16 protein-coding genes are annotated in these 17,172 nt (G+C 63.9%); 12 read left to right on the forward strand and 4 right to left on the reverse strand.

Going from position 1 to position 17,172, the window contains the following annotated elements; translation table 11 throughout:
• Positions 1-4 precede the first annotated feature (4 nt).
• The 4 genes from M2427_RS27540 (at position 5) to M2427_RS27555 (ending at position 5,630) form a co-directional block, all read left to right on the forward strand.
• Complete coding sequence (locus M2427_RS27540; protein WP_280710018.1) at positions 5-1,225, forward strand: LegC family aminotransferase; 1,221 nt, start codon at positions 5-7, stop codon at positions 1,223-1,225.
• Positions 1,225-2,613, forward strand: a complete 1,389-nt coding sequence (locus tag M2427_RS27545; protein WP_280710019.1) for a hypothetical protein — start codon at positions 1,225-1,227, stop codon at positions 2,611-2,613. Before M2427_RS27540 ends, M2427_RS27545 begins: the two co-directional genes overlap by 1 nt.
• A gap of 62 nt (positions 2,614-2,675) precedes the next feature.
• The gene (locus M2427_RS27550) at positions 2,676-4,001 is read left to right on the forward strand and encodes a polysaccharide biosynthesis C-terminal domain-containing protein (protein ID WP_280710020.1); all 1,326 of its coding nucleotides are present in this window, start codon (positions 2,676-2,678) and stop codon (positions 3,999-4,001) included.
• Positions 4,002-4,061: 60 nt separating this feature from the next.
• Positions 4,062-5,630: a hypothetical protein gene (locus M2427_RS27555; protein WP_280710021.1), complete on the forward strand. Its 1,569-nt coding sequence runs from the start codon at positions 4,062-4,064 to the stop codon at positions 5,628-5,630.
• Between the two features lie 2 nt (positions 5,631-5,632).
• Here the strand turns inward: M2427_RS27555 and M2427_RS27560 are convergent, their stop codons facing one another.
• On the reverse strand, positions 5,633-6,592 hold the full coding sequence (locus tag M2427_RS27560) for an NAD(P)-dependent oxidoreductase (protein ID WP_280710022.1): 960 nt from the start codon (positions 6,590-6,592) through the stop codon (positions 5,633-5,635).
• Positions 6,593-6,736: 144 nt separating this feature from the next.
• Between M2427_RS27560 and M2427_RS27565 the strand changes: the two genes are divergently transcribed.
• On the forward strand, positions 6,737-7,531 hold the full coding sequence (locus M2427_RS27565; protein ID WP_280710023.1) for an FkbM family methyltransferase: 795 nt from the start codon (positions 6,737-6,739) through the stop codon (positions 7,529-7,531).
• Between the two features lie 21 nt (positions 7,532-7,552).
• On the opposite strand, the gene M2427_RS27570 is transcribed toward M2427_RS27565, so the two are convergent.
• The 3 genes from M2427_RS27570 to M2427_RS27580 all read right to left on the reverse strand — a co-directional run bounded on the left by M2427_RS27570 (position 7,553) and on the right by M2427_RS27580 (position 10,734).
• Positions 7,553-8,707 (reverse strand): hypothetical protein, encoded by a 1,155-nt coding sequence (locus M2427_RS27570; RefSeq protein WP_280710024.1) that lies wholly within the window; start codon positions 8,705-8,707, stop codon positions 7,553-7,555.
• 90 nt (positions 8,708-8,797) lie between these two features.
• Entirely contained in the window at positions 8,798-9,991 is a 1,194-nt protein-coding gene (neuC, locus tag M2427_RS27575) for a UDP-N-acetylglucosamine 2-epimerase (protein WP_280710025.1), read from the reverse strand.
• On the reverse strand, positions 9,988-10,734 hold the full coding sequence (locus M2427_RS27580) for an acylneuraminate cytidylyltransferase family protein (protein WP_280710026.1): 747 nt from the start codon (positions 10,732-10,734) through the stop codon (positions 9,988-9,990). The genes neuC and M2427_RS27580 overlap by 4 nt, the downstream gene beginning before the upstream one ends.
• 182 nt (positions 10,735-10,916) lie before the next feature.
• Here M2427_RS27580 and neuB point away from each other — a divergent pair, with 182 nt between their 5' ends.
• From neuB to M2427_RS27615, 7 genes are read left to right on the forward strand one after another with little or no spacing between them, the layout of a single operon-like run.
• The gene (gene neuB / locus M2427_RS27585) at positions 10,917-11,999 is read left to right on the forward strand and encodes an N-acetylneuraminate synthase (protein WP_280710027.1); all 1,083 of its coding nucleotides are present in this window, start codon (positions 10,917-10,919) and stop codon (positions 11,997-11,999) included.
• Entirely contained in the window at positions 11,996-12,616 is a 621-nt protein-coding gene (locus M2427_RS27590; protein WP_280710028.1) for a NeuD/PglB/VioB family sugar acetyltransferase, read from the forward strand. Before neuB ends, M2427_RS27590 begins: the two co-directional genes overlap by 4 nt.
• A gap of 12 nt (positions 12,617-12,628) precedes the next feature.
• Complete coding sequence (locus M2427_RS27595) at positions 12,629-13,669, forward strand: nucleotidyltransferase family protein (RefSeq protein WP_280710029.1); 1,041 nt, start codon at positions 12,629-12,631, stop codon at positions 13,667-13,669.
• Entirely contained in the window at positions 13,666-14,478 is an 813-nt protein-coding gene (locus M2427_RS27600; protein WP_280710030.1) for an SDR family oxidoreductase, read from the forward strand. Before M2427_RS27595 ends, M2427_RS27600 begins: the two co-directional genes overlap by 4 nt.
• A gap of 37 nt (positions 14,479-14,515) precedes the next feature.
• Positions 14,516-15,697 carry an N-acetyl sugar amidotransferase gene (locus M2427_RS27605; RefSeq protein WP_280710031.1) on the forward strand — a complete coding sequence of 394 codons (1,182 nt, stop codon included), beginning with the start codon at positions 14,516-14,518 and terminating at the stop codon, positions 15,695-15,697.
• 46 nt (positions 15,698-15,743) lie between these two features.
• Entirely contained in the window at positions 15,744-16,382 is a 639-nt protein-coding gene (gene hisH / locus M2427_RS27610) for an imidazole glycerol phosphate synthase subunit HisH (protein ID WP_280710032.1), read from the forward strand.
• Positions 16,383-16,392: 10 nt separating this feature from the next.
• Complete coding sequence (locus tag M2427_RS27615; protein WP_280710033.1) at positions 16,393-17,169, forward strand: imidazole glycerol phosphate synthase cyclase subunit; 777 nt, start codon at positions 16,393-16,395, stop codon at positions 17,167-17,169.
• The last annotated feature ends 3 nt before the right edge of the window (positions 17,170-17,172 follow it).

The following is a 17,172-nucleotide window of genomic DNA, read 5'->3' on the forward strand; positions in this document are numbered from 1 at the left end:
CACCATGAGCATGTCCTCCGCGCAAGCGAGCCCGAACCGTCCCGCCATGCTTGACGTCAAGCCGGTGCTCGACGCCGTCGATGCCGCGCTCGGCTCGGCCCAGCGTCCGGTCGAACTGCACGAGCCGCGGTTCGGGGATCGCGAGCGCGAGCTGGTGCTCGACTGCATCGATACCAACTGGGTGTCGTCGGCCGGCAAATACGTCACCCGTTTCGAGGACATGGTGGCGGAGGCGACCGGCTCGCGCCACGCGGTTGCGATCGTCAACGGCACCGCGGCGCTGCATGCGGCTTTGGTGCTGGAGGGCGTCGAGCCTGACGACGAGGTGTTGCTGCCCTCGATCACCTTCGTCGCCACCGCCAACGCCATCAGCCATGCCGGTGCAGTGCCTCACTTCGTCGACTCGACCTGGGACACGCTGGGGCTCGACCCGCGTGCGCTCGAGGCCCATCTCGATGCAATCGCCGTGCAGCGGAACGGCGCCTGGGTGAACAGGCACACGGGTCGCCGGCTTCGCGCCGTCGTTCCCGTGCACATTTTCGGACATCCCGTCGACATGGCTGCGCTCGGCGCGGTCGCCGCCCGCTACGGCCTCGTCATCGTCGAGGATGCGACCGAGTCGCTGGGCTCGCGCCTGAACGGCAAGGGCTGTGGCACGTTCGGCCATTCCGCGGTGTTGAGCTTCAATGGCAACAAGATCGTCACAACAGGCGGCGGCGGCATGATCGTGACCGACGACGAGGCGCATGCCCGCCATGCCCGGCATTTCACGTCGACGGCAAAGAAGGCCCACGCCTGGGCGTTCGAGCACGACGAAATCGCGTACAACTACCGCCTGCCCAACATCAATGCCGCGCTCGGTTGCGCGCAGATGGAGCGGCTTGCCGGAATGGTCGCGGCCAAGCGTGTGCTCGCAAAACGTTATCTCGATGCCTTCAGCGATTTCCCCTGGGCGCGCATCTATCGCGAGCCGAAGGGGGCCGAGAGCAATTACTGGCTCAATACGCTGGTGCTTGACCGCGACTATGCCTCCGAGCGCGACCGCTTGCTTCAGGCCCTGCACGGCCACGGCATTCGTGCGCGCCCGCTGTGGACGCCGATGCATCTGTTGCCGATGTACCGCGACTGTCCACGCGCGGCGCTTCCCGTCGCCGAGGACATGAATACCCGCTGCATCAACCTGCCGAGCAGTCCGTTCCTGGCCGAAAGCGCGAACGAGCGCTGATGTCCCGGATCGTTTTCTTCACGATTCACAGCACGACGGCCTGGTGGAAGTACCTGGCCTCGCGCATGGAGTTTGCCGACGCGGTCGTGCTCAGCGATCTGCGCGACGACGGCGACTATTCGCTGGTCGACGATTTCTACCGTTTCGCAGACCGCGGCGATGCCGCGGCCGCAGCGCTCGACCGGTTCGGCCAGGACGGATGCGCCGACATCATCCTGCGCTGCCGGGTGCTCAGGAGCATCGATCGCGATGTCGCGCTCAGGATGATCGGCGGCATGGCGCAGGCGATCGAGAAGGCTTTTGACAAACTTGCCCCCGAGCTGGTCATGACCTTCACCATCGACCGCTACGTCATGGACGTGATGGAGCGCATCGCGCGGCGGCGCGGTATCGACTTCCTGGAGATGACGACCTCGATCATCCCGGATCAGGTGATGCTGATGCGGCGTGGAAAGCCGATCTGGCTGCGCGAGCCCTCCACGGAGGACATCGACGCGGCGGTCGGTCAGCTCTGCAGGGAAGATTTCGCGCCGGCCTATGTGCGCGACGCCAAGCGCTTTTCGCTCGCCAGGTTCTGGAAAATTTACGGCTACTACACGCTGCGCGGCGCCTACTTCAACGTCTGGCGCTTTCTCAAGCGCGACCGCTACAATTGTCACTATCTCGACGCGCTGAAGCGGCTGAAGCACAAGGTGCGCATGCGCGACGTCACCGTGCTCGGGTTGCTCGATCACGGCTGGGACAAGCGGCTCGCCGAAGTGGATCGCGAGCGACGGGTGTTCCTCGGGCTTCAGCTGTTCCCCGAAGCTTCGATGGACTACTGGCTCGAATCGCAAGCCATGCTCGCGCATGACGATGTGTTGGTGCGCTATTGCGAGGTGCTCGGTCGGGCCGGCTACCGCATCTTCGTCAAGGACCATCCGTTGCAATTCGGTTTTCGTCAGCGCGAGCTGTTCGAGCGCTTGGCGAAGCTGCCGGGCGTGGTGCTGGTGCCTTACGACGTGCCCGCGAATCTGCTGATCGGGAAGTGCGCGGTGTCGGTCACGTTCACCGGCACGATCGGCTTCCAGGCGGCACTCGCCGGGCTGATTTCCGTCGCGACAGAGCCTTATTACGCGACCGGGCAGCACTTCGTGCACATCCGTGACACAAACGAGATCGACGGTCTCGCCGAGCGGCTGGCGCGATGGCATTCCCCTGACGATCTCGCGACGACGCGCCGCGCAATCATGCGGCACCTGGCGTCGATCAGCGTCGAGGGCGACTATTTCGGCTGGCGCAAGTTCGACCCTGATAACGAGGCCCTGCGGGCTTCAGTCGAGCCGCTGGCGCGTTCGTTGAATGCGCATTTGCCACGCTTCATAAAATCCTGCAGAGCCGTCGCTTGACGATCCCGCGGGGAATGCACTTGCAACCGATGTCGTCGTCCGGCGGAGATGGAAACAGCGCGATGCGGCCTCGTCTGCTCGATCTCGTGACGCGTCCGGCGGTTGCCGGCACGGTCGCAGCGCTGGTGCTGCGCGCGTTGACGCTGGCGAGCCGCTTTCTGCTGTCGCTGCTTCTGGCGCGCATGTTGTCGCCGGCGGAGATGGGGCAATATGGCTTGCTGACCGCGGCGCTGGCCTTCGCGTTGTTTATGGTGGGTCTGGAGTTCTATTCCTACACCCTGCGCGAACTGGTGCCGGCGAGCCCCGAGCAACGCGCGCGCATCATTGCGGACCAGATGGGGCTTGGCGCCGTGGCGCTCCTCGCGATCGGGATCGTGGTGGCGGGTGCGATTGCCACGGGCTCCTTTCCGGCGCGTCTAGCGCCGTGGTTCATCCTGATTCTCGTCACCGAGCACGTTTCGCTGGAGGCGACGCGAATCCTGATCATCACCTGGCGGCCGGTTCGCGCCTATATCGGCGTGTTCCTGCGCGGTGGAATCTGGGTGTATATGATCGCCGCGCTGATGTTCGCGGTGCCGTCGACGCGCATGCTGGAGACCGTGCTGGTCTGGTGGGCTCTGGGCGGCGTGTTGTCGATCGCCTTTTCCGCGTTCTCGCTCTCCGAGCTGCCATGGCGCGAACTCAGCGGCTACCGGCCGGATGTCCGGAATATCCGCGCGGGCCTTCGGGTCGCACGCCCCTTCATGCTGACGGCGGCGGGAGCGCTGGTCATCTCTTATGTCGACCGCTTCGTCATCGATGCGTTCGTTGGACGTGATGCGCTCGGCATCTACACGTTCTATTCCACGATTCTGATCGGGCTGTTGTCGCTGGGCGGCTCGGTGTCGCACCAGTTTCTACCGAAAGTCATTGCAGGCTACGCGGCAGGCCCGGACGCCTATCGCGCGTCGCTGCGCTCGTTCTTCTGGTCGATGCTGGCGCTGGTTTCCGCGACCATGATCCTGTCTGCTTCTGCCATGGGGCCGATGCTGGCATTGCTCGGACTCTCCACCTACGCGGCCAACGTCGGCGTGTTCTACGCCATGCTGCCAGGGATATTCCTTCGCATGCTGGCGGATGTCCCCTCTTATGCGCTCTATGCAGCGCGTTCGGACAGATATCTCCTGATCTGCAATCTCGGGTCGGCGGTGGTCTCGACGACGTTGAACGTGGCGCTGATTCCCGTGCTCGGCATCTACGGTGCCGCACTTGCCGGAGGAGTTGCCAGCGCCGCGCTGTTCATCTCCCTGCTGGGATTCGCCATCCACAGGATGCGCGAGAGCTTCAGGGAACCGGGTGCGACCGTAGCCATCGGTCTTCCCACCGATCCGGACATGCTTTATCCGTGAGGATCCGCTCGTGCGTAAGCTTTTCAGGGCAGTCTCATTTTCCAGCAAAAGGGGTGCCCTTTGATCGTTGATTTGCAGCAGCGGCGCATTCCTTTGCTTGGCTTCCTCGCTTCGCCCGCCATTCTGATAACCGTGATCTGGCTCGGGGCGCTCCTCGCCGTCGCCGTCGGGCCGATCGACTATCCGGGGCAACCGTCCGCGGCCGTGGTGACGCTGGTTGCGTTTGGGCTGGCGATCTTTCTGTTGTCTTATCATGGGGGCAAGCTCGCCTTCGATCGTTGGTTTGCGCGCAGGAAGGCCTCGTCACCGCTCTCCGCTCGGACGCTCAACTACGTCACCTCCGCCGTTTCGCTGTTCGGCATCGTCGGCATCGCGCTGGTGGCGCTCGATCGGACGCTCCTTAGCGGCGTGAGCAACGGCAGCTATGCCGAGTTGCTTCGCTGTGCGCCGGGACTGGTCGACACGGTCGCGATCAAGCGCACGCCGCTGCTCTACGGTGGCTACGCGATATTCTCCTTCGGCTTCGTTTCCGTGGTCCTGTTTCTGCTGAAGGGCGAGGAAATCAGGGGATGGGCCGCAGCGTTGGCGCAGCTCTCCATCGTGTGTCCGGTCGGTTACGCGCTGCTCTACTCAGGACGGATGCCGATCCTGTTCATTCTCGTTCTCGTGGCGATGGCGATGCTGGTGCGGCTTGCGCAGGGACGAACGCTCCTGCCGCGCGGCCATTATCTTCTGCTCAAGACCGGCATCATCGTGGCATTGTTTGCGGTCTATTCCAGCGCGATCTGGACCACCAGACAAAGCTTTTGCATCCGAATGTCGCCTCTGATCACGGAATTGCAGCAGGAGAAGGATCGGCGTGACACAGTTGCGGCGGAGCAGGGACCAGCCGCACCGGCGGACACGCCGCGGCCCAAGCCCGGCGCACTCATCTCGGCGGATCAGCTGAACAAACGTGTTGCCGAGGCGCAGGCGCTTCCGCCGCCGGCCTCCAGCCCAAGCTCGACGGAAGCCGTTCTGGCGATGATGCTGGAAGCCTGGAATGTTAAGCCGCGCGGCTACGTGACCTCGGCGCTCGAATCCAGGCATCTGTCGGCGCGTGAAGCCATGATCGGCCTCAGCACCTATTTCTACCTGACCCATGGCGTGCGGACGGTCGATATCGTCTGGAAGGCCCGCGATAAATTCACGCCCCATTGGGGGGTGTACGAAGTCGGCGTGCTGTCGCCGCTGCTGCGGATTTTCTTCCCGGCCAGCGATCACGTTGCCGCCATGGAGGCCGAACAGCGAACCGTGCTGATCTACGGCTTCTTCCCGAGCGCCTGGGCAGCGGCCTTCATCGATTTCGGTCTCGTCGGTGCAATGATTTACGTGGCGATCTGGGGAGCGGTGGCGGGCTGGAGCGCGGCTGGAAGCAGGCTTTCCGGTCTGATGACGCCTCCGCTGCTGCTGGTGTTCGTGCTCGCCAGCATTCTTCTCAGTCCCGTTCAGGGCCCTCTCGGCATGGCCAATTCAGCGCTGGTGCTGATGTCGATGCTGGCGATCGGCCTGATGCTTGATCTGGCCAAGCTCCGGGCGCGGGCACCGGAAGACGTCGGCAAGCTCGAGGCCGACAGGCCGACGGTCTGATTTCAAGACGCGGAGACGTTCCGCAGCCAGGCGACGGTCGCGGCGACGCCTTCTTCCATGGTGCAGGGAAGCGGACCGCAGACCGTTGCGGTCGGCCCGAGATCGAACTGATACTGTGTGAGCACGTTGTTGAGGCGGAATGAATTGAAGGGAAACCGCTTCAATCCGATCGCGTTGATCGCATCGCCGCAAAGCCCCAGCGTGCGGGCGATGCTGCGCGGCAGGTGTGGAATCGGACGCGCACCGAAGGCTCGCTGAAATGCGTCGCTCCATGCGATCAGGTCGATCGGCGTGTAGTCGGCGAGATAGAACGTCCGGCGATGGATATGATCCGCTGGTACGCTGAGCAGACGCCAATACTGGAACGCGATGTTCTCGATATAACTGTAGGATTTCCAGAGCGGGCCATGTCCGACATGAAAATAGCGACCGCGCTCGATCATGTGCAGGAAGCGCTGATAATGTGTGCTCATGCCCGGACCCCAGACGGTGGTCGGGCGCGCCAGGCACCATTCGCGGCCCGCGCCATCGCTGCTGCGGACGATCTCTTCGGTGCGCACCTTGCTCTTTCCGTACAGGGTGTCGGCCTTGTAGTCGGTGTCGCTGGTCGGCACGTAGCCGACGCGGCAGACGAGCTGCGAGGACGTCCAGATCACCCGCCGGACGGACGGCGTCCGCCTGATAGCCTCGACCAGATTTTCCACACCCTCGATGTTGGCGGTGTAGCCGGACAGATCGGTCTTCTCGTCGAGATCGATGCGTGCGGCGAGGTGGACCACCGCATCAGGCGCGGCGCCGGTCACCGCTCTTGCCAGGCCATCGGCATCGAGGATGTCACAGACGATGTCGGTGGTCTTGGCTGGAACCTTGTCGAGCCCCACGACGTCGCAACCTTCGGCGCGCAGTCGCCGCACCAGCGCCTGGCCGATGAAGCCGGAGCTTCCGGTCACGAGAACTTTCATGCTGATGTCGCTGTCTTGACCGGCTTGCCGGGGTGATCTACCAAACCGACCAGTCGATTGCAAACTGTGGTAATCCATTGTGCTTCAAGGCATTTTGCAATCGCGATCCTTCACCTCGGCTCTAACCCAACCGGCGCTCGCTTCATGAAGGCATTCGTCTCTGCCGCGTTTCAGGCCATCAACAACGTCCTGGAACCTATTGGCCTGCGCCTGATGCGTACCAACGCGCCGGTCAGGAATTTCGGCCTGTTCTTCAAGCATCTGAAGTCGCTTGGCTTCGATATGAGGACGGTGATCGACGTCGGCATTGCTTTCGGCACCTCGCCGATCTACGAGGCGTTTCCGCGCGCCAAATATTTTCTGGTCGAGCCGGTGGCCGAATGCCGTCCGATTCTCGAGCAGCTCAAGCAGCGGCTCAATGCCGAATATTTTCTGGTTGCCGCCGGCGCCGAGAATGGCGAGATCACCTTCAACGTCCACGACGATATTTCGGGCTCGAGCATTTTCGCGCAAGTTGAGGGCAAGGCCCTCGACGGCGAAGCGCGCAAGACGCCGATGAGACGGCTGGACTCGCTGTTGCCCGAGGTCCTGGAGCATCCGGTATTCCTGAAGATCGATACGCAGGGTGCCGAGATCGAGGTGTTGAAGGGCCTCGGCACGCGCATCGGCGAGATCGATCTCATGATCCTCGAGACCACGATGATGCCGATGCGGCACGGCATCCCGCAATTCGCGGACATCGTTCGCTTCTGCGACGACGCAGGCTTTGCGGTTTATGACGTGCTGGAGGGGCACATGCGCTCGCTCGACGGCGCGCTGGCCCAGATCGATCTGGCTTTCGTGCGCAAGGACAGTCCGCTGCGCAGTCAGACGGCCTATTTCACCCCAGACCAACTCGCCGAATATCTCAAGCGTCCAAGCAAGCTGCGCGGCGTGTAGCCCGGCGTCGCGCGCTTCGGGTCAGATCTCCGCGAGCAGGATGAACAGGCAGCGGCGCTCGCCCTTGTTGACCATGCCGCCGCGGTGCATGCCGTTGCCGTCGAACAGCACGCAATTGCCGTAGTTTGAGGTTGCCGCGAAATGGCCCTCGCGCAGGCGCGCCACCTCCGGCGAGTTGTCGGGCAGGTCGCCGCCAAAATCGGCCTTCTTGCGCAGGAACGCCGGCAACGCCATGAACTTCTTGCGCGCATCGGGCCGGCGGCCAGAGAAGCCCGAGAAATCATTGGTGCGGCGGATCATGCCCTCGAACCAGCCGATCTTCGCATTCTGGCTGCCGCGGATGTAGCAAAACGGGCCGCCGTCCGGATCGATGTCATGGACATAGATCGCGCATTTCAGCATGCCATAGGTGGCATCGATGTGCAGGTAGCTGCCCCAGGGGTCGGCAAGCTGCGTATCCGGAAATACCCGCTTCCAGAATGCGAGGTCCTGGTCGTTGATCTGCGCGTTGACGTGCTTCACGCCCGCCGGACGGCCGAGATAGGCGCTCGCCGCTTCCATGATGCCGTAACGCTTGAAGATGGATTCGACGGTCGTGAACGCCTGCGGATCGGCCGAGCGCGTGCACCAATAGACGTTGTCGTCGAATTTGCGCTTCTCCGGTGGAATGTTGGCGCGGCGCTCGTCGAGCTTGGCGAAGCCCGGATTGGTCACGCTGCGGATCTGCTCGATCTCGTCGGGCGTGAGGTTCAGGCAGACGATGCCGTCGGACTTGATCTTGTTGAGCAGCGCCGGGTTCGCCGGCTTCGCAGGACGACGAGCGCCGGTCAGCCAGCCGATCGCGCGGCTCGCACGGATTCTCCCGAACATCGAGATGTAGCGCAGTGCCGTCCGCGCATTGAGGCCGCTGAAACCGGCCTCCTTGGTGAGCAGCGGCATGTTGTCGTAATCGACGATGCGACGAATGGTGACGAAGGCGAACGTGCGCGCAAAAACGTTCAGGGCATAGAGCCGCTCACGCAAGGTCGGCTTCGGGAACATGCCGCCATAGGCCGGGTGCGCATCATAATCGATCGCCGGAAGCGTGTTGCCGCGATAGGGCGGAATCGGAAGTTCACCAATCTCGACGGCGCGCGTCACCGGCGTCCCGTCGGAAAGTGATTCGATCGTCGTCATGTCGCGTTCTCCCGGAACGAGCGCCAATGGTCTCCAGCGCGCCCCGATCTATACAGCCTGGGGTGCAGCACAGGCAACAATGGACGGGAGTTACACGGCCGTTCCGGAAGGTTCCTTAGAGGGCACTAAATCATGGAAATGCTTGGGGAAAGCGCTCCGAAGGTCGATCTCGCGAAGGGTTCCGGCAATGGCCTCCGAGGCCCCGCCGCGGCCGTAGGGCGGATCAACGCCCGGGTCGGGCTGGAACCGGCCGTCGAAGATGCGCTGGAGGCTTGCGAGAACGGCAGCCGAATCGGCCGGGCAGTCGATGATCGAGGCGGCGCGCAGCCGGCCCTTCTGGCGGTCGCCGATATTGATTGAGGGCACACCGACGGCCGGCGCCTCCAGGATACCGCTGGAGGAATTGCCAACCACGGCATCGGCGAGCCGCAGCGCAGCCCAGTAGCGTTCACTGCCGAGCGAGGCGAAAAGGTGAGCGCGTCCGGGTCGCGCCGCGACAAACGCCGAGATCGCGTCATCGATGGCGCGATAGCCGGGATCGGCGTTGACGCCGGTGAAGATGATGCTGCGGTCTTCGACCTCGGCGAGCGCGCCGAGGGTCGCGGCAAGATTGGCTGCATCGGCCTCGGGCTGCGCTGTGGTCGGGTGCAGCGTCACCAGCAGGAAGCGCTCCGGTCCGCTGATGCCGAGGCTTGCGAACAGATCGGCACGGCTGAGCCTCGGTGCAACGGCCGCAAAATCGAGTCCGGGCGCGCCGACGTTGAAGACGAGATCGGGCTGCTCACCCATCTGGATCACGCGCCGGCGATAGGGCTCGGCAGCGACGAAGTGCAGGCAGGCCATCTTCGTGATGGCGTGCCGGATCGCATCGTCGAATGCACCCGCAGTGATCTCACCGCCATGAATATGGGCGATCGGGATATTGAGCAAAGTTGCCGCAACCGCGGCGGCCAGCACCTCGTAACGATCACCCAGCACGACAAGGATGTCGGGGGCGAGCTTCGGCAGCACCTCGGCAAATCCGGTAACGCCGATGCCGGTGCCGCGCGCCACAGTCTCGGCGCGGTCGTCGGCGAGCGCGAGATCGACCTTCGCAGCGATCTGAAAGCCGTCAGCCTCGATCGCCCGCCAGGTTTCGCCAAAGCGCGGCACCAGATGCATCCCGCAGGCGATGACGCTCAGCGCGACGTCGTCGGCCGCCTTCAGCCGCGTCAGGATGCCCCGCAGCAAGCCGTAGTCGGCGCGCGAGCCCGTGACGACGGCGATGCGGCGGCGTACGCTCATGTTCGCTGCCGCCACGGCGAAGCATCGAGCATCCCGTGCTCGATGACGTAGGAGGCATAAGCGAGGTCGGCCGCACTCTCGATCTCGATGGAATGCATGCGATCCATCATGATGCCGTAACTCGCGGACGGATCGGCGTAGATCTTGCGATGCTTGCGCATCGCGTCCCAGCCGACAAGGTAGAGCGCGCCGTTCATGGTGACTTCGATGGCCTGATCCTGCCGTCGCTGCGCCGTCGTGGTCAGCATTTTCTCGACGATGCCTCCGATCGAGCCGTCCTCGCCGAGCGTCCCGACGAAGATCGAGGAGACCTCGGTCTCGCGCATGCCGACGACGAGGCTCGCCTTGCGCGCGGCGAAAAGTTCGACGGCCTCGTCGAAATGCCTTGGCGTCGCGAAGGGCGAGGAGGGTTCCAGCAGCATGATGGCGTCGAAGCGCCGCTTCTCGTGCGTCTCGATCCAGTCCATCGCGTGCAGCACCACGTCGTTGGAGGAGGCGGTATCGGTCGCAAGCTCGGCCGGCCGCTCGAACAGCACCTCGGCGCCATAACGCTTCGCTTCGTTCCGGATCTCGGGGCTGTCGCTGGAGACGATCAGGCGCGAGCAGTAGCGGGATTGTTTTGCGGCGATCGCCTTGTAGCCGGTCAGGCTGAGGCCGCCGATCTCGCGCAGATTCTTGCCGGGCAGGCCCTTCGATCCACCGCGGCCGACCAGCAGGAACAATATCTCAGGCGTTTGCGTCATTGGCTCTCGATGATCCGGCTTCGGGGTCGTCCGCGAATCGGCGTGATTCGTCGTCCAGCGGGACACCTGCGGGGCCTTGGGGCACGCCGCGAGCCGCCCGCCTGCGTTGCTTTTACCAGCGTGCTCGACTAAGACAACCGCTTGATTGGCGGGCGATTTCGCTGCGCCGCGCGACGAAACCCATGCACCGCCGAACCCTGATCATTGCTGAAGCTGGCGTCAACCACAACGGCGACCGCGCGCGCGCGATTGCCCTCGTGGAGGCCGCGGCGCGGGCAGGGGCCGACATCGTCAAGTTTCAGTCGTTTCGCGCCGACAAGCTCGCGACCGCGGAGGCCGCGAAGGCGAGCTATCAGCAGGCGACCACGGGCAAGGCGCAGTCGCAGCTCGACATGCTGCGCGCGCTCGAGCTCAGCGCTGACGACGAGGTCCAGATCGCGGCGGCCTGCGCAGCGTCCAACATTACGTATATGTCGACGCCGTTCGACGCGGACAGCGCCGCGCATCTGGTCCGCCGCGTCGGGGTTGCAACGTTGAAGGTCGGTTCAGGGGACCTGACCAATGCGCCGTTGCTGCTGCACCTGGCGCGCTTCCGCCTGCCGATCATCCTGTCCACCGGCATGGGGACACTCGCCGAAGTGGAGCAGGCGCTCGGCGTCGTTGCCTTCGGGTATCTCTGCGATGCATCAGCGCGGCCGACTCCTGCGGATTTCGCAAATCTCCTGCTGGATCGTGCGACCTGGACAGAGTTGCGCGCAAAGGTCACGCTGCTGCATTGTACGACCGAATACCCGGCTGATCCGCAATCGATCAATCTGCGCGCGATGGCGACGCTGCGTGATGCGTTTGGCCTGCCTGTCGGCTTCTCCGACCACAGCCGCGGTATCCACATCGCGTCGGCTGCGGTGGCGCTCGGTGCGACCGTGATCGAAAAACATCTGACGCTCGATCGCAATCTGCCGGGGCCCGATCACCGCGCCTCGATCGAGCCGGACGAGATGGCGGCGATGATCGCCGCGATCCGCGACGTCGAAGCCGCGCTGGGCGACGGTCGCAAGGTGCCGGCGCCGGAGGAGATTCCAAACCGCGCGGTGGCCCGCCGCAGCCTCGTCGTGCTCCAACCGGTGCGCGCCGGAGAACGCTTCACGGAAGGCAATCTCGGCGTCAAGCGCCCGGGCAGCGGCATTCCGCCGATCGAATATTGGAGCTATCTCGGCAAGACAGCCCAGCGCGATTACGCGGCCAATGAGGCGCTGGAGCCATGAGCCTGATCGTGCTTTGCGCCGGCGGTCACGCCCGTGTCGTCATCGAGGCGTTGCTGAGCCGCGGCATGCGTCCCATAGCCGTGGCCGACGCGGCGCGCATCGGCGAGGTCATTGGCGGCGTTCCGATCACGGAATCGGACGACGACGTCCTGAAAATGCCCGCCGACACCGTCGAGTTAGCCAATGGTCTCGGCAATCGCGCCTCGCGCAGCGATTCGGGATTGTCCGGCCGGCGCGCGCTGTTCGATCGGTTCGCCGGGCAGGGCTTCAAGTTTCCCGTGATCGCGCATGCCTCCGCCGTGATCGCCTCCGACGCGCAACTCGGCGACGGCGCGCAGGTGATGGCGGGCGCTGTGATCCAGCCGGCGGCGCGGATCGGACGGAACGCCCTGGTGAATACGCGCGCGGTGGTCGAGCACGATTGCATCGTCGGCGATCACGCGCATATCGCGCCGGGGGCGGTGCTGTGCGGCGGCGTGTCGATCGGCGAGGGCGTCCATGTCGGCGCCGGCGCCGTTGTATTGGTCGGGGTCAAAGTGGGCGCCGGAGCCGTCGTCGCCGCGGGCGCGGTGGTTACAAGGGATGTCGCGGCCGGCGGGTTCGCCGGCAACGAATAGGATTGGTTGGTCATGAAGGGCGCGTTCGTCGTCAATGAAGATACCCCTCTGATCGAGACGCTGCGGCGGATCGATCAGGGCAATCTGCAACTCGCCATCGTCGAGCGCGACGGCAGGATCGTCGGTACCGTCACGGACGGCGACGTGCGGCGCGCGCTGCTCGGCGGCACCGGCCTCGACGCTTCCGTCAGCCTGGTGATGAACCGTACGCCGATCACGGCGCCGGTCGGCGTCTCAAATCCGGCCGCGCTCAATCTGATGCGAAAGCATTCGATCCATCAGCTTCCGCTCGTCGATACGGAGGGGCGGGTGGTCGAGGTCAAGCTGATCGACGACCTTGCGCTCGCTCAGCAATCCGACCATTGGGTCGTGCTGATGGCGGGCGGCCTCGGTTCGCGGCTGAAACCGCTCACGGACGACATTCCCAAACCGCTGATCCGCGTCGGCGACAAGCCGATCCTGGAGACCGTGCTCGGCGGTTTCGTGAAGGCCGGCTTCGGCAAGTTCTTCATCTCGGTCAACTACAAGGCCGATATGATCCGCGACTATTTCGGCGATGGCTCGGCCTGGGGCGTGGAGATCGACTATCTCCAGGAAAGCGAGCGGCTGGGCACTGCGGGAGCCTTGTCGCTGCTGCCGGAGCGGCCGACGCAGCCATTCTTCGTCATGAACGGCGATCTGCTGACGACGGTGAATTTCGAGCAGATGCTGAAATACCATCGGGAGCACCAGGCTTTCTCCACGGTCTGTGTGCGCGAGCATTCGGTGACCGTGCCGTTCGGCGTGATCGATTTCGACGACCACCGGCTGCTCGGCATCCGCGAGAAGCCGACGCAGAAATTCTTCGTCAATGCCGGCGTCTATCTGCTCGATCCCGGTGTGCTCGATCATCTCGATGCCAACGAGGCCGTCGACATGCCGACGCTGATCGAGCGGACCATCGCGAAAGACAAGCCTTCGGTGGTGTTTCCGCTGCGCGAGTACTGGATCGATGTCGGCCGCCTCGACGATCTGCAGCGTGCGTCCGACGAATTCCAGAGGATATTTGGATGAGCACCGAACGCTCGCTCCGCGAGATGATGTCGCTCGACGGCCGTGTCGCCGTCGTCACCGGCGGCGCCGGTCACATCGGTCGCGCGATCGCGGCAGGTCTTGCAGAACTCGGTGCCACCATCGCGCTGGTCGATATCGCGGCGTCCGCCGGCACTGAGGCCGCGGCGAAGCTCGCCGCCGATCACGCCGTCAAGGCTGCGATGTTCGATTGCGATTTCGAGCAGGGCGACGCCGTGAAGGATCTGCCGCGCCGGGTGCGCGAGGCCTTCGGGGGCATCGACATTATCGTCAATTGCGCGGCCTTTGTCGGCACCAGCGGGCTCGAGGGCTGGGCGGTCCCGTTCGAACAGCAGTCGGATGCGACCTGGCGCCGGGCGATCGAGGTCAACCTCACCGCGCCCTTCGTGCTGATCCAGGCCGCGGCCGCGGACCTCGCGAGGTCGGGCCATGGCAGTGTGATCAATATTTCCTCGATCTACGGCCTCGCCGGACCCGACTGGCGGCTCTACGAAGGAACGGCGCTCGGGAACCCGGCCGCCTATGCCGCGAGCAAGGGGGGGCTGATCCAGATGACGCGCTGGCTGGCGACCACGATGGCGCCAAAAGTGCGGGTCAATGCGGTCGCGCCCGGCGGGGTCTTCAGGGCCACGCCGGAACCGTTTTTAAGCCGCTATGTGGCCCGGACGCCGCTTGCCCGCATGGCACGCGAGGACGATATGAAGGGCGCTGTAGCCTACCTCGCCAGCGATCTGGCAGCCTATGTCACAGGCCAGTGCATTGCGGTCGACGGGGGGTGGACAGCGTGGTAAGCCGACAGCAAATCATGCAATTGCGGGAATCTCCGAAATGTTGAGCTGTAGCAAGTGCTTATTGCCTGAAACGGCAGAGGCGACATCGTTCGACGAGGCCGGTTCGTGCAGCGTCTGCGCCCAGATCGAGGTCCGTGACACCCAGATCAATTGGGACGAGCGCCACGCCCAGATGATGGAACTGGTTGCGCAATACCGCGACAAGGGCCTGTACGACTGCATCGTGCCCTATTCGGGAGGCAAGGACAGCGTTTTCCAGCTCTGGTACGTCGTCAAGAAGCTCGGTCTCAAGCCGTTGGTGGTGCGCTTCGACCACTGGTTCTATCGTCCGCTGATCGAAGAGAACAACACCAGCGTGTTCAAGCAGCTTGGCGTCGACGTGCTGAACTTCACGCCGAACTGGCATGTCGTGCGTGAGCTGATGCTGGAATCGCTGAAGCGCCGCGGCGACTTCTGCTGGCACTGCCACACCGGCATCTACGCCCACACCATGCAGATCGCGATCCGCTACGAGACGCCGTTGCTGTTCTGGGGCGAGAGTCTGGCCGAATACCAGTCGTTCTATTCCTACGACGAAATGGAAGAGGTCGACGAGAAGCGCTTCAACCGCGCGATGAATCTCGGCATCACCGCCGACGACATGTACGAGTTTCTGGGGGGCCGGGTTGCTAAGCGCGACCTGTATCCGTTCGTCTATCCGCCGCGCAAGGAATTGATGCGGATCAAGTGCCGCTCGATCTGTCTCGGCAGCTACATCAAGTGGGACACCAAGAAGCACGTCGAAATCATCAAGCGCGAGCTCGGCTGGAAAGGCCAGGAAGTCGAGGGCATTCCGCCGGAGTACGACTACGAGAAGATCGAGTGCTTCTTCCAGGGCGTGCGCGACTACCTGAAGTACATCAAGCGCGGCATGGGCCGGACCAACCATCTCGCCAATATCGACATCCGCAACAAACGCATGACCCGCGAGCAGGGCGAGGCGCTGGTGCGCGAGTTCGACGGCAAGCGGCCGCCGAGCCTCGATCTGTTCCTCGACTATCTCCAACTCACCGAGGAGCAGTTCCTGGGGATTGCGATCAAGCACGAGGTCAGCCCGTGGCAGTTCTCGCCGAACACGGTCGAGCCGGGACGGCGCATGCCGGACATGGACAAGTGGAACAACACGCAAGTGCCGTGGCCGAACCATCCTGGCGTCGAGATCGGCGGCGGCAAGGGATAGGCGAGGGTTGACGGGTGGCGCGGAGACCGCGCCCGGGGAGCAGGCGATGTCAGGCGTAGCGATCGTCGATTACGGCATCAACAATGTGCGCTCGGTGAAGAACGCCGTCGAATATTGCGGCTTCGATCCGGTCGTGACGCATGACGCCGACGCGATCGCGGATGCGTCACACGTCATCCTCCCCGGTGTCGGCGCGTTCGGCGACGCGATGAGCAACATCCGCGCCCGTGGCATCGACGAGATGCTGGAGCGCCAGGTCCGCGAGAAGGGCAAGCCCTTTCTTGCGGTGTGCCTCGGGATGCAGCTGCTCGCCAACACGTCCAAGGAGCATACCGACGACGGTGTGGCGCATCGTGGGCTCGGCTGGTTCGATGCCGACGTCCTGCGGCTGATGCCGAACGATCCCGCCTTGAAGATCCCGCATATGGGCTGGAACATGGTGGCGAAGGAGCGCAACCATCCGATCCTCGCCAATATCCGCGAGAGCAATCTGGCGTTTTATTTCGTGCACTCCTTCGCCATGCGTTGCAGGGATGCCGGCGACGTGGTCGGCTTCGCCCAGTACGGCCAGCCGGTGACCGCAATCATCGCGCGGGACAATATCGCCGCGACGCAGTTCCATCCCGAGAAGAGCCAGGACACCGGGATCGAGCTGATGAGCAATTTCCTGCGCTGGAATCCCTGAAGTCCTCGCGATGCTGAAGAAGCGCCTGATCCCGAAATTTCTGCTGCGCGACGGCAGGCTCGTCAAATATGTCCGCTTCTTCGAGAACGAGCGTGCCGCCGGCAATCCGGTGACGACGGCGAAGGTCTACAACGACTATGGGGTCGACGAGTTGATCGTGCTCGACATCGTGCCGAGCGCGGCCTCGCGCGGCCGCGTGGTCGACATTATCGAGCGGATGTCGGAAGAGATCTTCATGCCCTTCACGGTCGGCGGTGGGGTCAAGACACTCGACGACGTCAATATGCTGCTCCGCGCCGGCGCCGACAAGGTCTCGGTGAATTCGGAGGCCGTGCGGCGCCCGGAGTTCCTGCGCGAGGCGGCGCGCACCTTCGGCGACCAGTGCATGACGGTGTCGATCGACTACAAGAGGATCGGCCCCAACCATGCAAGCGTATTCATCGACGGAGGCCGCGAGCATGTCGCGCTCGATCCGATCGAATGGGCGCAGCGCTGCGAGGACCTGCATTGCGGCGAGGTGCTGCTCGGCTCGATCGACCGCGACGGCACCATGAGCGGTTACGACCTCGAACTGATCCACAAGGCGGCAAGCGTCTTGAGTGTGCCGCTGATCGTCTCCGGCGGCTGCGGTTCGCTCCAGCATGCGATCGATGCACTCGAGGCGGGAGCGTCGGCGGTGGCGATCTCCTCGATGTTCCTCTTTACCGACCATAGCCCGATCAAGCTGCGCAGCCATCTGTTCTCGCGCGGTCTGGACGTGCGCGCCAGCTTCTCGAGCAGGAATTAGCAC

This window comes from Bradyrhizobium sp. BR13661 (assembly GCF_029892425.1).
GTDB lineage: Bacteria > Pseudomonadota > Alphaproteobacteria > Rhizobiales > Xanthobacteraceae > Bradyrhizobium.

Excerpts from the sequence above, each read along its gene's own strand:
- M2427_RS27540 (WP_280710018.1), top strand. The coding sequence starts at position 5 with ATGAGCATGTCCTCCGCGCAAGCGAGCCCGAACCGTCCCGCCATGCTT.
- M2427_RS27545 (WP_280710019.1), top strand. The coding sequence starts at position 1,225 with ATGTCCCGGATCGTTTTCTTCACGATTCACAGCACGACGGCCTGGTGG.
- M2427_RS27550 (WP_280710020.1), top strand. The coding sequence starts at position 2,676 with ATGCGGCCTCGTCTGCTCGATCTCGTGACGCGTCCGGCGGTTGCCGGC.
- M2427_RS27560 (WP_280710022.1), bottom strand. The coding sequence starts at position 6,592 with ATGAAAGTTCTCGTGACCGGAAGCTCCGGCTTCATCGGCCAGGCGCTG.
- M2427_RS27565 (WP_280710023.1), top strand. The coding sequence starts at position 6,737 with ATGAAGGCATTCGTCTCTGCCGCGTTTCAGGCCATCAACAACGTCCTG.
- M2427_RS27570 (WP_280710024.1), bottom strand. The coding sequence starts at position 8,707 with ATGACGACGATCGAATCACTTTCCGACGGGACGCCGGTGACGCGCGCC.
- neuC (WP_280710025.1), bottom strand. The coding sequence starts at position 9,991 with ATGAGCGTACGCCGCCGCATCGCCGTCGTCACGGGCTCGCGCGCCGAC.
- M2427_RS27580 (WP_280710026.1), bottom strand. The coding sequence starts at position 10,734 with ATGACGCAAACGCCTGAGATATTGTTCCTGCTGGTCGGCCGCGGTGGA.
- neuB (WP_280710027.1), top strand. The coding sequence starts at position 10,917 with ATGCACCGCCGAACCCTGATCATTGCTGAAGCTGGCGTCAACCACAAC.
- M2427_RS27590 (WP_280710028.1), top strand. The coding sequence starts at position 11,996 with ATGAGCCTGATCGTGCTTTGCGCCGGCGGTCACGCCCGTGTCGTCATC.
- M2427_RS27595 (WP_280710029.1), top strand. The coding sequence starts at position 12,629 with ATGAAGGGCGCGTTCGTCGTCAATGAAGATACCCCTCTGATCGAGACG.
- M2427_RS27600 (WP_280710030.1), top strand. The coding sequence starts at position 13,666 with ATGAGCACCGAACGCTCGCTCCGCGAGATGATGTCGCTCGACGGCCGT.
- M2427_RS27605 (WP_280710031.1), top strand. The coding sequence starts at position 14,516 with ATGTTGAGCTGTAGCAAGTGCTTATTGCCTGAAACGGCAGAGGCGACA.
- hisH (WP_280710032.1), top strand. The coding sequence starts at position 15,744 with ATGTCAGGCGTAGCGATCGTCGATTACGGCATCAACAATGTGCGCTCG.
- M2427_RS27615 (WP_280710033.1), top strand. The coding sequence starts at position 16,393 with ATGCTGAAGAAGCGCCTGATCCCGAAATTTCTGCTGCGCGACGGCAGG.